Genomic DNA, 15,482 nt, shown 5'->3' on the forward strand with positions numbered 1-15,482 from the left:
GTTTACTTACTAAAGAAAATCAGTTTAATGGCTACAACCAACATCATTACACCAAAGATGCGTTTTAACAAAAGTTGATCGATGCGCAATGCCATTTTAGAGCCTACATAACCTCCTATAAAAAATAGGGCAGAGGCAATTATGGCCATTTTCCAATCTACTTCACCTGCTTTATGGTAATTATATACGGCTAAAAAAGTAACCGGCGGTAACATGACAGCTAAACTCATGCCTTGTGCATTGTGTTGAGTCATTCCTAATAAAAAGACAAACATAGGCACCATTAATATGCCACCACCAACACCTACAAGTCCACTAAGAATTCCTGCAGCTAAACCTATGATTAACAAGATAAGAATGGTTGTTAGAGTCATTTTCATTCTGGAATCTTAATGTAGTATAGTTTACGTGATTTATTGTTTAGATGATTTTCACGCAACCAAGGATTGTGAATTTTTAATTCTTTATAGTTTGTATCAAAATCTTTTGCAAATAAAGCAATATTAGTAATTGCAGTATCTACTTCAACCATACGAGTAGATTGTAAATTATACAAATCTTCCTTATCAAATAAAAATCCGTATTTATCTGGATTCTCCATAATTTCTTTAACTGCTGCTATTCTAAAGACATAGCGTCCTGTTTCTTCACCTAACAATAAATCGTAGTAGTTATCTACATGCTGAGTATCTAATCTTCGAGACATACCAGCATTTCCACCATTATAAGCAGCCGCTGCTAGAGTCCAGTTACCAAAACGTTCCTTAGACTTTATAAGGTATTTACAAGCAACTTCAGTTGCCATTTCAATATGATAGCGTTCATCTACATTGCTATTTACCTCCAAACCATTTTCGCGAGCAGTTGCTTTCATAATCTGCCAAAATCCTTTCGCTCCAGCAGGAGATGTAACATTCATCAAGCCACTCTCAATAAGTGCTAAATATTTAAAATCATCTGGAATCCCATTTTTTTCCAATATCGGTTCTATTAAAGGAAAATATTTGTTAGCACGTTTCATTAACAATAACATATTAGATTGCCAATAGGTGTTGACTAATAATTCGCGATCTAAGCGTTCTCTAATATCTGGTTTTTCAATGGGTATATGCTCTCCAGCAAAATTAATTCCCGCTGGAATTTTAAGCGCTTTTATTTCGTAATTCTCACTGGTATTTTTATCGTTTTTACCGAGTACAACAGTATTTTCATGTTGTTTTAAGTTGAGTAGTGTCACTCCTAAAGCTAAAACCAAAACAACTACTAAATAACGCAACGACTTTCTCATGATATCAAAATTTTAGTAGGATTATAGAATATTCAATATTACAATTTTTTAATGGAGTTCTTTATGACTTAATTCATAAAATATACAAAAAATAAACAATTTTATGCTATTTTCTTTTGTAAATACTCTTCAATAGAAAGTTTAATTTGTTGCGCTTTTGTGAGCACCATAACATGGGTACCTCCTTTAATATTTAAATAGCCTTCTATGTGTCTAGTAGGAAAAATATGATCTGCGTCACCATGGATGTGTAAAATATTTTCTGACACTTTATCTTGTTGCCAGTGTAAAACATTATAAACAGCCCATTTAAGATATAAAGGATCTCTTTGGGTCAAATATATTTCGTATTGACGCATGCGCTCTTCGGCTTTTCTACCTGCAAATTTGCGAATAAGTTTATCAATTTGGTTTAATGTATTTGCTGGAAACAATTTGTAGGTTTTAGCCATTTTATGAATGCGCAATCTAAACGGTAATTCATGAGAAGATTTTATACTCGAAATAATAACTAGAGCTTTGGGCTTCTTTAGTTTGCTCATTTCTTGTACCATTATTCCACCAAAAGAAACACCAATAAGCACAAAGTTCTCATGTGTAATTTGATCACTCATCCGTTTTGCATAAGCTTCAATGGTTTCTTCTTCTGAAAGGGGAATCAACCATTCTAAATAATGGCATTCATAAAGGGCTTCGTCAAATTTGAGGCGCTCAAAAATTTTTGAGTTCGCAGCTAATCCTGGTACAAAGTAAATGTTGGTTTTCATGAAACAGCTTGACTGCTAGTTACAAAGTCAAATCGCACCAAACCATCTTCATCTATCTTTGTTAATTGCACTGTGTGCAATGTGTTTACCAATTCAGGATTCCAAGGTGTTTTAACCTTTACATAATTTTCTGTAAATCCGTGAATATAACCTTCTTTGTTTTCACCTTCAAAAAGTACGGTTAGTGTGTTCCCTAACTGACTTTCATAAAATGCTCTACGCTTTTTTACAGACAATCCACGTAACATTTTACTTCTTTTACTTCTAACGTTTTTTGGTACAACACCATCCATGTCATAGGCTTCTGTATTCGGTCTTTCTGAATAGGTGAAAACATGTAAATAAGAGATGTCTAGTTCGTTTAAGTAGTTATAGGTCTCCAAAAATAATTCATCTGTTTCTCCAGGAAATCCTACAATTACATCAACACCAATACAGGCGTTTGGCATTACATTTTTAATCTTAGCAACACGATCTGTATAGACTTTACGCAAATAGCGACGCTTCATCTTTCTTAATAAGGCATCACTACCACTTTGCAAAGGAATATGAAAATGCGGAACGAAACTATTAGAGGTGGCAACAAAATTAATGGTCTCATCTTTTAAAAGATTCGGTTCAATAGAAGAAATACGCAAACGGTGAATACCATTTACTTTATCTAAAGCTCGAACCAACTCAAAAAACGTATGTTCGTGTTTTTTATTTCCAAATTCACCTTTACCATAATCACCTATGTTTACTCCAGTTAAGACAATTTCTTTAATGCCTTTTTCTGAAATTTCCTTCGCATTTATAAGTACATTTTCTAAAGTATCGCTTCTAGAAATACCACGAGCTAAAGGAATGGTGCAATAGGTGCATTTATAATCACATCCGTCTTGTACTTTTAAAAAGGCACGAGTTCTATCTCCAATAGAATACGAACCTACATAAAAATCAGCTTCTTCTATCTCACAAGAATGCACTTCTCCCATATCATTCTTGCTTAAATCATTAATGTAGTCTGTAACCTTAAATTTTTCTGTAGCACCTAAAACCAAATCAACCCCATCTACAGCTGCTAATTCTTCTGGTTTTAATTGCGCATAACAACCAATGGCAATTAGAAACGCTTCTTCATTTTTTTTCAAGGCCGATTTTACAATGGTCTTGAACCTTTTATCCGCATTATCAGTTACAGAACAGGTATTAATTACATAAATATCTGCAGTTTCTTCAAAGTCCACACGCTCGTATCCATCGTTTTGAAAATTACGAGCAATGGTTGAAGTTTCCGAAAAATTCAACTTACATCCAAGTGTATAAAAAGCAACTTTTTTTTGTGCCATCATTGCTGTATTTTTATGCGTTGCAAAGGTACAACATTATTACGAGCATTTACTTTGGAAGCACATATTTTTGATACCAAAAGACTACTTGTCAGAAAACTGAAATTGAGCGATTTAGAGCCCTTTCATTTAATGCAGGGCAATCCAAATGTTATGCGTTTTGTTAGGCCAAAACCCAATACCTATAAAGAGAGTATTGCTGATTTAGATTTTTGCATCGCCAATTATAAACCAAAGAGTGAATTTTTGATTTATGCTGTTCTACGAAAACACGATAGTAGATTTATTGGGTCTGTTGCATTGGTTAAAACCAAAGATGGTAAGGATGAAATAGGCTATCGATTATTAGAATCAGAATGGGGCAAGGGGTATGGAAAAGAAATGGCGTTGGGATTAATTACCTACTGCAAATCAATTGGAATGAAAGAGTTAGTTGCTTTTGCTGCATATGAGAATGAGGGTTCTATTAAAATTCTTGAAGGATTAGGATTTACCTATAAAAAAGATTTTTTTGCAGAAGATTTGCAAATTCAGGAACGAAAATACACATTAACTTTATGATTGCTAAAACACCTAAACCTCCTTATTACGCTGTAATTTTTACAACGCTTATGACAGATGATTTAACCGAATATGAAGCGACGGCTCAAAGAATGGAAGCATTAGCTGAACAGCAAGAAGGGTATTTAGGTATTGAATCAGCTCGCAGTGGTATTGGAATAACTGTTTCTTATTGGAGTTCTTTAGAAGCAATTAAAAGATGGAAAATGCAAGCTGAGCATACCGCTGCTAGAGACAGAGGTAGAGCACAATGGTATGATCAATATGAGTTGAGAATTTGTAAAGTAGAACACGCATATGGTTTTAAGAAATAGTATTTGTTTTCTCGTATTAATTTGTGTGTTATGGGCTTGCTCTAGACCATCTTCTCAATTTAATGATGAACAAGTGTTTAAATACAATGAGCATTCAAATATTACCTCATTAGATCCTGCGTTTGCAAAAGATATTTCAGATATATGGGCGGTAAATCAATTGTTTAATGGGTTAGTGCAACTCAATGATAATTTAGAAGTACAACCTGCCATTGCTGAACGTTGGAATATTTCTGAAGATGGTAAAACGTATCGATTTTATTTAAGAGATGATGTGTATTATCACAAACATGAATTGTTTGGGAAAGATAGTACACGTGTTGTGATTGCGAGTGATTTTGAATATGCCTTTAACCGATTGCTAGACCCAAAAGTAGCTTCTCCAGGACGATGGGTTTTGCATAATGTAGCGCATTTTAAAGCAGAGAGTGATGCCGTATTTACTGTTGTTCTCAAACAACCCTTTCCTCCTTTTTTGGGCTTAATGGCAATGAAATATGCCTCTGTTGTTCCTAAGGAAGCGGTTTCCTATTTTGGAAGTAATTTTAGGGCAAACCCCATAGGTACAGGACCGTTTCAATTTAAATTGTGGGTAGAAAATACAAAGTTGGTATTTCGTAAAAATCCGAAGTATTTTGAAAAAGATGTTGATGGAAAATCACTACCATATCTTGAGGCTGTTGCCATTACATTTTTACCAGATAAACAAAGTGAATTCCTACAATTTGTTCAAGGGGAGCTAGATTTTTTAAATAGTATAGACCCTTCTTACAAGGATGATATTCTTACACCACAAGGTACTTTAGATATGCGTTATGAGCATGTAGTCGAAATGCAGAAAGCACCATATTTAAATACAGAATATTTGGGTATTTATATGCCAGATACAACGGCAATTACAAAACACCATCTTATAAGATCTGCCATGAATTATGGATTTGACCGTGTTAAAATGATGCAATTTATGCGTAATGGTATTGGCACACCTGCAATTCATGGTTTTATACCTCAAGGTTTGCCGAGTTTTAATGGTATGCAAGGGTATCAGTTTCAGCCAGAGAAGGCAAAAGCCCTAGTCGCTCAGTTTAAAGAAGAAACAGGTATTGCAAACCCGAGTATTGCCATTACTACAAATAGTCAGTATGTTGATCTTTGTGAGTATATACAAAGACAATGGCAAGCTATTGGATTAACTGTGTCAGTAGATGTGGTACCACCTTCTACCTTAAGACAGCAAAAGGCACGCGGAGAATTACCCTTGTTTAGGGCGAGTTGGGTGGCAGATTATCCTGATGCCGAAAATTACTTGTCTTTATTCTACTCAAAAAACTTTACCCCTAATGGGCCGAATTACACGCATTTTAAAAATGTTCAATTTGATACGTGGTATGAAGCAGCCATTACTGAAACGGATGTAAACAAACGTATTCGCATCTATCAACAAATGGATAGTTTGGTTGTTAAAGAAGCACCTGTTGTTCCGTTGTACTATGATGAAGTAGTACGATTTACCCAAAAAAATGTAAAAGGGTTGGGTGTGAATGCCACAAATTTGTTGGATTTGAGAATGGTTAAAAAGCACTAACTTTAAATTGTAGTGTGACACAAATAATTAGAAGAAGTAACTTTCTAATTCTTTCCTTTTTCTACCAATTCGAGTTTACTTACATTGGTTTTAGTAGTTAAGAATCCAAAATTAATGGTGGCCGTTTTTTTCTCAATAGCTTCAATGGTTCCTACTGTAGTGCCATCTAATACCTTCACACGGTCGTTTACCTTAAAAACATAGTCAGCCTTAGCTTTGGCTATTTTTTTGGCTTCTTCTTTTTTGACCTCGCGTACCTTTTCAACTTTTTGAAGCACTTCTTTTTCTACTGCTTTAATGGTAGCTTCTTTCTTTTTGGCAATTACTTTTTCTTGTTTTTTTTGTGTTTTGGTTTTCTTTTTTGGTGGATTCTTTTTGAGGTGTTTGGTGCGCTCAATTGTAGCCCATTTTAAGAATTCAGCAATTAATTCTTTTTTATTGTTGGTCTGAAAATATTTATTCAATAAATCATTCGCTTTTCTACCAGACACCAACATTCTTTGGTTGTTATCGTAAAGCTCTTGAAACAGCGATAGTTTTTGTTGAATCTTAGCCGTTTTATCTGTGAGGCTGTCGGCGTGTTCTTTGGCTTTTGATTGTTCTTTCTCTAAATCTTGCGATGTCTTGGCTAACTTATTACGTTCTTTTTGAAGTTTTGAAATGGTTTTGTCTAAGCGAATCTTTTCACGCTCTACTTTCTTTTTCGCGCGATTGATAAGGCTGTAGGGTATCCCGTTTTTTTGAGCCACTTCAAAGGTGAATGAGCTACCAGCTTGACCTATAAATAATTGAAACATAGGTTCCAATGTACGCTCGTTAAATTGCATGTTCGCATTCACAACATGGTCTAATTCATCAGCTAGTACTTTTAAATTAGCATAGTGTGTTGTAATTATACCAAATGCATTTTTATGGTAGAATTCTTCCAAAAATATTTCTGCTAAAGCTCCTCCTAATTCAGGATCTGAACCAGTACCAAACTCATCAATTAAAAACAACGTATTGGCATTACATTTTTGCAGAAATTGACGCATATTATTAAGTCGGTAACTATACGTACTTAACTGATTTTCTATGGACTGATTATCGCCAATATCCGTAAGAATTCGATCGAAAATGTAAATTTCGCTTTTCTCATCAACTGGAATAAGAATGCCACTTTGCAACATCACTTGTAAAAGGCCAATTGTTTTAAGTGTAATACTTTTTCCACCGGCGTTTGGACCAGAAATAACAATAATTTGTTGTTTATTGTTTAAACTTAGTGTTTGCGGAACAGTATCTATTTTTTCTGCTTTATTTTTCTCTAAAAGAATAGGGTGGTAGGCATTAATTAAAGCAAGTTTTTTATTGTTGTTTATCTTTGGGAGTACCCCATTGATACTTTTACTGTATTTAGCCTTTGCCCCAATAACATCTAATGCGATTAAATAGTCTAGATAATCAGAAAAGAGTGGATGGAAAATGCGTATGGATTCTGTGAGCTCTTTTAAAATTCGAATGATTTCCTGTTTTTCTTCTAACAGTAAATTTTCTAATTCTCTTGTAAATTTTAAGGTGGCTTGAGGTGCTATAAAAACAATACTTCCAGTTTTAGAGGTGCCTAAAAGAGCCCCTTTTACTTTTTTCTTGTGCATGGGTTGTACTGCCAAAACACGCTGATTGTTTATAATAGACTCTCGAATATCATCTAAATAACCAGAGCTACTAGTGCGAGATAAAGCGCGATTGAAGCTCTCATTAATTTGAGCACGTACCTGACCTATTTCTTTGCGAATAGATTTTAGTTGAACAGAGGCTTTATCATCGATCTCTCCAAATGGGGTAATAATTTGTTGAATACTTTTAACCACCTCGGTGGTATACTCAACTTCAGACGTCATTTTTTGAAGCGCAGGATAGAGCACATCAAACTTTTTAAAGAATTTGATAAGTTCATTTACAATAGTACTCGTATTAAAAATTTTTAAAAATCCTTCGGGTTGTAAATAACTGTTTTCAATATTCAGTAAGTGTATTTCTTCATTAATATCATCAAAACTGTGATTTGGTATGCGATTGTCGTTTTGAAAAGAGGTAAAATACTCGTCAACCTTTTTTAAAGCAACCAACAGTGCTCCTTTATTATTATATGGTTTAATTTGTGAAGTGGCCTCTCTACCAAGGTCTGAAATACAATGAGATTGCACCTTGTTTAAGATGTATTCAAACTCTAAATCACTAAGGGTTTTATCTGATATATTAATTGCCAAAATTGTATTTTTGAATCGCTGACAAATGTAATTAAAATATTGATGAACGTTCAAATACACCCTAGCTGGAAATCGACCTTGGAACCTGAATTTAAACAATTGTATTTTCAAGATTTGGTTGAATTTGTAAAACAGGAATATGCTAGTCATACCTGTTATCCACCAGGAAAAGAAATTTTTGCAGCATTTGATGCTTGTCCCTTTGATCAGGTTAAAGTGGTTATCATTGGACAAGATCCTTACCACGGCGATGGACAAGCACACGGATTGTGTTTTTCTGTTAATGATGGAATTTCGCACCCTCCTTCATTGATTAATATTTTTAAAGAGCAGGTAGAAGATTTGGGCAAATCATATCCAGATTCTGGAAGTTTAATTCCTTGGGCCGCACAAGGGGTTTTATTATTAAACGCCACATTAACGGTTAGAGCACATGAAGCTGGGAGTCATCAAGGTAAAGGGTGGGAGGCATTTACAGACGCTGTAATTGCAGCTCTTTCTGACCAAAAAGAACAACTTATTTTTATGCTTTGGGGCGGTTATGCAAAGAAAAAGGGTAAGAAAATAGACCGTAAGAAACATTTGGTTTTAGAAACAGGTCATCCATCTCCCTTAAGTGCTAATAGAGGGTATTGGTTTGGAAATAAGCATTTTTCTAAAGCAAATGCTTATTTGAAGGAGAATGGAAAGAGTGAGGTAGATTGGTAGCTTTTACATCTGCACATCTTTCAAGTGTGGGAACTGATTCGGTATGGTATTAGGATCTTCGTCCATAAGCTGACGCAAGTCTATTTCAATGCCCCTAGAAATGGTTGAGATTGGGACATCATTTGCTGTTCCTTCAAATGGATTTTCACCAACTGTTCCTATTCGCATCATGGTATGAAATACCCAAGATACAATGCCACAAAATGGAATTGCTGCCCAAATAAAGTATTTACCTATCAATGGGAAATTACTACTTATTTTATTCCCAATTTCTAAGAATTCAGGCACCAATCCGAAAGGTAATAATAGTAAGAAAATCCAAACAAAATAGTAAGATAATGTAGCGTATTGTCTCGGATAAGGGAAGTTTTTAATTCGTTCTGATTTACCTTGTAAAGTGAATAATTCTTCCAATAAACCTTCTAACTCAAGAAAAGAAAATTCCCAGATAACGCCTTGCTCTTTTAGCTTTCTTAAATGAGAAGATTGTAAGTACAAGCAAGCGGCAGCCTTATTATTTTTACTCATAACATAGGCCAATTCTTTTTTGTGCAGATAATTACTCAATTCAGATTTTTCTTCTTGCACTACTTCTGGTATGCAAACAGTATCTGCCCATTCTCTATTGGTTCTATGTTCGCTAAATACTTCCCAAGTTCTTGGCTGACGCATCGCATAACGAAGTGCTGTCATCCAAGCAATATGACGAAAAACTAGATCTTTTACATGTTTCTTAAGTTCTTTATCACTTAGTTCAATTTCTGCATATTCATTGGTAACCATATCTTTTACCTTCATACCCCACGTTCGAGAGGTGTTAACAATGCCTCCCCAAATTTTTCGCGCTTCCCAAATTCTACCATATGCCGCACTGTTTTGAAATCCAATAATAAAGGCAACAGCTGTTCCAACAAGTGCAACTGGTGTCCATGGTACGCGTAAAAAGCTCAATTCAACAATATGGAACAGCACAACAACAATAGCTGTTAATGAAAGGAAAAAGAAAGTTTCCCAACGTGTCCATAAAACCATGTCTTTAATTGAATATTTCTTTTTAGTAAGCATGCGAAAATGTTTTGAAAATTATAGATGTGAAATTAACCATTTTTGGCAAGAAATAAAATGAATTGTAATTATTGAAAAAAGAGATTCAATTGTGTATTTTTAGAATTATGAAACGAATTACTTTATATCTTTTTTTATGGTCTATTAGTGTAGTTGGTCAATTACCAGAAGAGTTTGTTTATATAGATGATAATGTTCCAGAAATCAAAGTTGAACTCCGATATTTTACTTCAAATAATTTTATAGGAAAACCTATTGAAGGATATCAAGAAAATCGATTGATAGGAACGATTGAATTGGCAGAAGCGTTAAAAGTAGTACAGAAAGAACTTAAAAAGCAAGGGTTAGGCTTGTTAGTCTACGATGCTTATAGACCGCAACGGGCAGTGGATCATTTTGTTCAGTGGGCCTCTGATTTAAATGATGTGAAGATGAAAGCTAAATTTTATCCAGATGTTGAAAAGAAAGACTTGTTTAAAGAAGGATATATAGCTTCAAAGTCAAGTCATACAAGAGGTAGTACAGTTGATGTTACATTGATTGATTTAAAAACAGGTATGGCCTTAGATATGGGCTCACCGTATGATTTTTTTGGTAAAGTTTCTTGGGTTTCAAACAATAATTTAAGTACTGAACAGATTACAAATAGAAACTTGTTACAAACTGTTATGTTGTCTAATGGATTTAAAAATTATGCACAAGAATGGTGGCATTTTACATTAGAAAATGAACCGTTTCCTGATACGTATTTTGATTTTGTAATAGAGTAGTTACTTTGTTTTGGTAAAGTACATCATTGCTACAACTTCATTAGCATTATTCACTTTCCCTTTTTTCCATCCATTTTTTTCATAAAAGCTGGTTGCAGCTTTATTACCATAAAAAGATTGTAATGTAATGGAATCATAAGTCTTGAAAAGTTCTTTTTCTACTTCATTTAGCATAAATGTACCTAAGCCCCCTCGATGTTGCTCTTCGTCTACCATCATTAAATGAATGAAGTCTTCAAAATAGATAATAAATCCTGCAATTGTACCATCTATATCAAGTACATATAAATCGTTGAATTGTTTAGCAATTTCTCTTTTGTATTCGCCGCTGTTTATGTACCAATCAATATTGTGGTCTCCTAAAAATGGACGGTAAGATTTGTTAAAAGTTCGCTTAGCCAACGCTACTACTTGATCCAACTCGCGATTTTTTCCTTTTCTTAATTTCATTGAGTTTTGTAAATGAGATTGAAATTTTTGCATTTGTGCTTAGCCCAAAGTACGTAATTTAAATGACTTTGTCAAGACGTTATTGCCAAGTTTTCCCCAAAAATGTTAACCAATTCTGACTGCAAATATTTTGAATATCTTCTTGAGAGTAGCCTCTATTTTTGAGAATTTCAGGGATTTTTTGAAGATCTGCAATAGTATCAATATCCTTTGGAGATTGCTCTGTTCCGAAGGCTCCATCTAAATCAGATCCAATTCCAACATGTATACTATTTCCAGTTAATTGACATATATGATCAATGTGATTTGCGACATCTTCTAAACTTACATTTTCACCTTGTGGAGTGGAAGTGCCTCTAATCCAACCTTGTTTAAGCATCCATGTATCAAAAACAACTCCTATTACGGCGCCTCTATTTGTAATTTCGATTAATTGCTCATCCGAAAATTGCCTGTGATGCGGTACTAAACTTCTACAATTGTTATGACTCGCCCATATGGGTCCAACAAAATTGTCTAAAGCTTCCCAAAAACTATCGTCACATAAATGCGTTACATCTAAAATAATATTGAGCTTCTCCATTTCTCGGAGTAGCTCTTTACCTTTATTGCCAATTCCACCAGTAGCATCGGTTCCTTGTGCATAAACACCTGGTCCGTAATGAGCAGGTCCTATTGCTCTTAAACCGTCGTCATAAGCTTTATGTAAATGATCCATAGATAAAATGGAATCAGCTCCTTCTAGACTTCTAATAATACCAATAGGCGTATTGACACTGTCATTAGTCCAATTATCTAAATGAGCATTTAATTCTTGAAGGTTGGTAATTAGATTTATGGCACCAATCTCATTCATACTTTTATACCATGCCAATTGCCCCTGTGTTTGAGCCCATGCCTGTTCTGGTGAATTCCAACTAGCACCAGGTAATCCTTGCCCTTTTTTTGAAAATCGAGCAATTTGAGTACCAACTGCGATTCCTACATTGCCTTTGCGCAATGCATCAAAAGATACGGTACCTTTTGCACGATCTGGTCTGTCTGTCATACCTTCTTCTGAAGCTCTAATTTCTTCTACTGTCCATCGTAAATCACGATTCCACTCTAAGGCATTCATTGCCAAATCTAAATGTGCGTCAAAAAAGAATGGTTTGCTCATATTGAATAAATTCTATTTCTGGCATCAATTTGCCATGTGTCTATAATATCTCCATTTTTTATTACTTGGGCCTGCTCATGCAATGCTACTGTTGGGCAAATATGCCAAGGGATTCCGTATAACAATGTGCCAATAGGCAATTGATTATTTGTACCCGCTTCTAATACCATATGTTCTTCAGAATGCATGGTAATTGTTGCCGATGGTAATTGAGGAAAATATACGCGTTGCGCGGGCATTTCAGAAGCAACTGCTTTATGCCCCAAATCAATACAAATTTTAGTTGTGCCAATATGAGATACAACTGTACTGATAATTGTTGCGGCAATGTCAAAATTTAAATCCGGAAATTTTGAATGATAACCCCAATCCCATAAAAGGGTTGTTCCAGGTGATAGTGTACGATATTCAAAAAAAGCATGAATAGGGAATGTGATACTTCCACCACAGATGCGTTCTAAACCATCATTTCTATCATCTAAAACTTTAATAACATTTTTAAATGCAGCTGCTACTGCATTTTTTCTTTCTTGTAAATCCGTATTGTGAATGTGCCCATCGTATAAATGATAGCCTTTGAATTTTAATGAACTTTCATCGATTAGATCAAGTATATCATTAATTTGAGAAACAGGAATTCCGGTGCGCCCCATTCCAACATCGATGTCTAAAAAGAATCCAAGATTGTGATGCGATTGCTCTTTCCAAGTATTAATCTGCTCTTGATTATCTATTAGCACAGAGAAATTTGTCTCAGGAAATAGGGCTGCTAATTGTAGCAAAGCTTTTTGCTTATTTCCAATAAGCGGATATGCAATTAGTACATCCGGTGCTTTTGACTTCGCCAACATTCTAGCTTCATTTAAGGTGGCGCACTTAAATTTAGTAATACCAGCATTTATTAGCATGTGAGTAATTTCCGAACATTTAACAGTTTTAATATGCGGCCTCAATCGCTCTACACTTCCTGCAATGTCCAACATCTTCTGAATGTTGTTTTTAATTCGATTTTGATAAAAAGCTAGGGTAGGTGTAAGAATAGTATTGGTTGTATGTATCTGATACCAATCCATTAATGTAATTGAAACATTGCTTCAACTTCTACGGCAATATTTCCAGGTAAAATCATACCTACTGCACTCCGTGCTCCTTTACCATGATCATCACCAAATACAGTAGCCATTAATTCACTAAAACCGTTCATAACTTGTGGTTGCTCATGAAAATCTTGGATACTATTTACCATACCTAGTGTTTTAACCAATTGCTTGATCTTATTTAAATCGCCAATTTGATCTTTGATTGTAGCTAACATGGTAAGACCAACTTGCTTAGCTGCTTCGTATCCTTCTTCTGTGGTTAGGTCTTTGCCTAGTTTTCCGGTAATTAGACTAGTATCATTGCGCACAGGTCCTTGGCCTGAGACATACATCATTTTGTCTACAATAATTACTGGTTTATATACGCCGCCTAATGGTGGAGCAGGAGGTAATGTTAAATTTAATTCAGCTAATCTCGCTTCAATATCCATAGTTGTATTTTAAAATATTTATAGACTAAAAATACAACTTACCGAATAATCAAAGATAAATAAATCGACCAATAACAGTTTTTTAACGACTTATTCGAATTCGCTTGTAAAATGTAACTTAACAGAAGGGAATTTGCCTAGTGTCATCTGAATGGTAAATGCAGAATCTGCAAAGAACACTAATTGGCCTTGCTTATCGCGTGCAAGGTAGCGTTGCTTCACACGTTTAAACTCTTTAAACTCTTCGCTTTTTTCATCTTCTGCTTGGACCCAACAAACCTTGTGCATTGGTAAATTTTCGTAAGAGCATTTTGCGCCGTATTCGTGCTCAAGACGGTATTGTATTACTTCATATTGCAGTGCACCTACAGTACCAATAACCTTTCTACCATTGATCTCAAGTGTAAATAATTGAGCAACACCCTCATCCATTAATTGTTCCAATCCTTTTTGTAATTGTTTAGATTTTAAAGGATCGGCATTGTTTACATAACGGAAATGTTCTGGAGAGAAACTTGGGATACCTCTAAAGTTTAAGTTTTCTCCTTCTGTTAGTGTATCACCAATTTTAAAGTTTCCAGTATCGTGTAACCCAACAATATCTCCAGGGAACGATTCATCTACAATTTCTTTTTTCTCAGCAAAAAAAGCATTTGGACTTGAGAACTTTAATTTTTTATTTAATCGAACATGCAAGTATGGTGTGTTACGCTTAAAAGTACCAGAAACAATCTTAACAAAGGCTAATCTGTCTCTATGTTTTGGATCCATATTTGCATGAATCTTAAATACAAAGCCTGTAACCTTATTTTCTTTAGAATCTACCAAACGTGTATCTGACATTTTTGGCTGAGGAATAGGAGCGATTTCAGTAAAACAATCAAGTAACTCTTTTACACCAAAATTGTTTAAAGCAGAACCAAAAAACACAGGCTGTAACTGTCCGCTTAAGTATTCTTCTAAACTAAATTCAGGATATACTTCATATACCAATTCTAATTCTTCTCTTAAAGTATCGGCGGCCTCTTCTCCAATAATTTCATCCAATTTAGGATTGTTTACATCGTCAAATTCAACTCCTTCAGACACCGTTTGTTTGTTTTCTGCTGAAAACAAATTCAGTTTCTTTTCCCAAATATTGTAAATGCCTTTAAAATCGTATCCCATACCAATTGGGAAACTTAGAGGGGTAACTTTTAAACCTAGTTTTTGTTCAACTTCGTCTAATAAATCAAATGCATCTTTCCCCTCACGATCTAGTTTGTTGATAAAGACAATCATTGGTATGTTTCGCATTCTACATACTTCAACCAATTTTTCTGTTTGTTCCTCAACCCCTTTAGCAACATCAATAACAACAATTACACTATCTACTGCGGTTAAGGTTCTAAACGTATCTTCTGCAAAGTCTTTGTGACCAGGTGTGTCTAAGATGTTAATTTTTTTATCCTTGTATATAAAGGCAAGAACAGAAGTTGCAACAGATATACCTCTTTGACGTTCGATTTCCATAAAATCGGAGGTAGCTCCTTTCTTAATTTTATTACTTTTTACGGCTCCGGCTTCTTGAATAGCTCCACCAAACAGTAATAATTTTTCCGTTAATGTAGTCTTACCAGCATCTGGGTGAGATATGATACCAAAGGTACGTCTGCGTTCTAGTTCTTGTAAAAATTCCATCTTCAAATTTTAGCGATGCAA

16 protein-coding genes are annotated in these 15,482 nt (G+C 34.8%); 5 read left to right on the forward strand and 11 right to left on the reverse strand.

Annotated elements, in window-relative coordinates:
- Positions 1-2: 2 nt before the first annotated feature.
- The 4 genes from ACYQ5R_RS12315 to mtaB all read right to left on the reverse strand — a co-directional run bounded on the left by ACYQ5R_RS12315 (position 3) and on the right by mtaB (position 3,389).
- On the reverse strand, positions 3-380 hold the full coding sequence (locus ACYQ5R_RS12315) for a TSUP family transporter (protein ID WP_460191259.1): 378 nt from the start codon (positions 378-380) through the stop codon (positions 3-5).
- Positions 377-1,288 (reverse strand): lytic transglycosylase domain-containing protein, encoded by a 912-nt coding sequence (locus ACYQ5R_RS12320; protein WP_460191260.1) that lies wholly within the window; start codon positions 1,286-1,288, stop codon positions 377-379. Before ACYQ5R_RS12320 ends, ACYQ5R_RS12315 begins: the two co-directional genes overlap by 4 nt.
- A 101-nt stretch (positions 1,289-1,389) precedes the next feature.
- Complete coding sequence (locus tag ACYQ5R_RS12325) at positions 1,390-2,055, reverse strand: alpha/beta hydrolase family protein (RefSeq protein WP_460191261.1); 666 nt, start codon at positions 2,053-2,055, stop codon at positions 1,390-1,392.
- Positions 2,052-3,389: a tRNA (N(6)-L-threonylcarbamoyladenosine(37)-C(2))-methylthiotransferase MtaB gene (gene mtaB / locus ACYQ5R_RS12330; protein WP_460191262.1), complete on the reverse strand. Its 1,338-nt coding sequence runs from the start codon at positions 3,387-3,389 to the stop codon at positions 2,052-2,054. The genes ACYQ5R_RS12325 and mtaB overlap by 4 nt, the downstream gene beginning before the upstream one ends.
- Before the next feature lie 12 nt (positions 3,390-3,401).
- On the opposite strand from mtaB, the gene ACYQ5R_RS12335 reads away from it, so the two are divergent.
- The 3 genes from ACYQ5R_RS12335 to ACYQ5R_RS12345 are packed head-to-tail and all read left to right on the forward strand — an operon-like array spanning position 3,402 to position 5,846.
- Positions 3,402-3,947: a GNAT family N-acetyltransferase gene (locus tag ACYQ5R_RS12335; RefSeq protein WP_460191263.1), complete on the forward strand. Its 546-nt coding sequence runs from the start codon at positions 3,402-3,404 to the stop codon at positions 3,945-3,947.
- Positions 3,944-4,261 carry an antibiotic biosynthesis monooxygenase family protein gene (locus ACYQ5R_RS12340; RefSeq protein WP_460191264.1) on the forward strand — a complete coding sequence of 106 codons (318 nt, stop codon included), beginning with the start codon at positions 3,944-3,946 and terminating at the stop codon, positions 4,259-4,261. Before ACYQ5R_RS12335 ends, ACYQ5R_RS12340 begins: the two co-directional genes overlap by 4 nt.
- Positions 4,245-5,846 (forward strand): ABC transporter substrate-binding protein, encoded by a 1,602-nt coding sequence (locus ACYQ5R_RS12345; protein WP_460191265.1) that lies wholly within the window; start codon positions 4,245-4,247, stop codon positions 5,844-5,846. The genes ACYQ5R_RS12340 and ACYQ5R_RS12345 overlap by 17 nt, the downstream gene beginning before the upstream one ends.
- 44 nt (positions 5,847-5,890) lie before the next feature.
- Here the strand turns inward: ACYQ5R_RS12345 and ACYQ5R_RS12350 are convergent, their stop codons facing one another.
- Entirely contained in the window at positions 5,891-8,098 is a 2,208-nt protein-coding gene (locus ACYQ5R_RS12350; protein WP_460191266.1) for an endonuclease MutS2, read from the reverse strand.
- A gap of 42 nt (positions 8,099-8,140) precedes the next feature.
- Here ACYQ5R_RS12350 and ung point away from each other — a divergent pair, with 42 nt between their 5' ends.
- Positions 8,141-8,806, forward strand: coding sequence for a uracil-DNA glycosylase (ung, locus tag ACYQ5R_RS12355; RefSeq protein WP_460191267.1), 666 nt, complete (start codon positions 8,141-8,143; stop codon positions 8,804-8,806).
- 3 nt (positions 8,807-8,809) lie between these two features.
- Here ung and ACYQ5R_RS12360 read toward each other — a convergent pair whose 3' ends face one another.
- Positions 8,810-9,871 carry a bestrophin family protein gene (locus ACYQ5R_RS12360; RefSeq protein ID WP_460191268.1) on the reverse strand — a complete coding sequence of 354 codons (1,062 nt, stop codon included), beginning with the start codon at positions 9,869-9,871 and terminating at the stop codon, positions 8,810-8,812.
- Between the two features lie 107 nt (positions 9,872-9,978).
- On the opposite strand from ACYQ5R_RS12360, the gene ACYQ5R_RS12365 reads away from it, so the two are divergent.
- On the forward strand, positions 9,979-10,641 hold the full coding sequence (locus ACYQ5R_RS12365; protein WP_460191269.1) for a M15 family metallopeptidase: 663 nt from the start codon (positions 9,979-9,981) through the stop codon (positions 10,639-10,641).
- Here ACYQ5R_RS12365 and ACYQ5R_RS12370 read toward each other — a convergent pair whose 3' ends face one another.
- The 5 genes from ACYQ5R_RS12370 to ACYQ5R_RS12390 all read right to left on the reverse strand — a co-directional run bounded on the left by ACYQ5R_RS12370 (position 10,642) and on the right by ACYQ5R_RS12390 (position 15,461).
- On the reverse strand, positions 10,642-11,091 hold the full coding sequence (locus ACYQ5R_RS12370; protein ID WP_460191270.1) for a GNAT family N-acetyltransferase: 450 nt from the start codon (positions 11,089-11,091) through the stop codon (positions 10,642-10,644).
- Positions 11,092-11,170: 79 nt separating this feature from the next.
- Positions 11,171-12,250, reverse strand: a complete 1,080-nt coding sequence (locus ACYQ5R_RS12375; RefSeq protein ID WP_460191271.1) for a dipeptidase — start codon at positions 12,248-12,250, stop codon at positions 11,171-11,173.
- Positions 12,247-13,323 (reverse strand): D-TA family PLP-dependent enzyme, encoded by a 1,077-nt coding sequence (locus ACYQ5R_RS12380; protein ID WP_460191272.1) that lies wholly within the window; start codon positions 13,321-13,323, stop codon positions 12,247-12,249. The genes ACYQ5R_RS12375 and ACYQ5R_RS12380 overlap by 4 nt, the downstream gene beginning before the upstream one ends.
- Positions 13,323-13,781 carry a RidA family protein gene (locus ACYQ5R_RS12385; protein ID WP_460191273.1) on the reverse strand — a complete coding sequence of 153 codons (459 nt, stop codon included), beginning with the start codon at positions 13,779-13,781 and terminating at the stop codon, positions 13,323-13,325. Before ACYQ5R_RS12385 ends, ACYQ5R_RS12380 begins: the two co-directional genes overlap by 1 nt.
- A 90-nt stretch (positions 13,782-13,871) precedes the next feature.
- A complete protein-coding gene (locus ACYQ5R_RS12390) occupies positions 13,872-15,461 on the reverse strand; it encodes a peptide chain release factor 3 (RefSeq protein ID WP_460191274.1) in 1,590 nt (529 codons plus the stop codon).
- Between the last annotated feature and the right edge of the window lie 21 nt (positions 15,462-15,482).

It is taken from the genome of Urechidicola sp. KH5, from assembly GCF_054661455.1.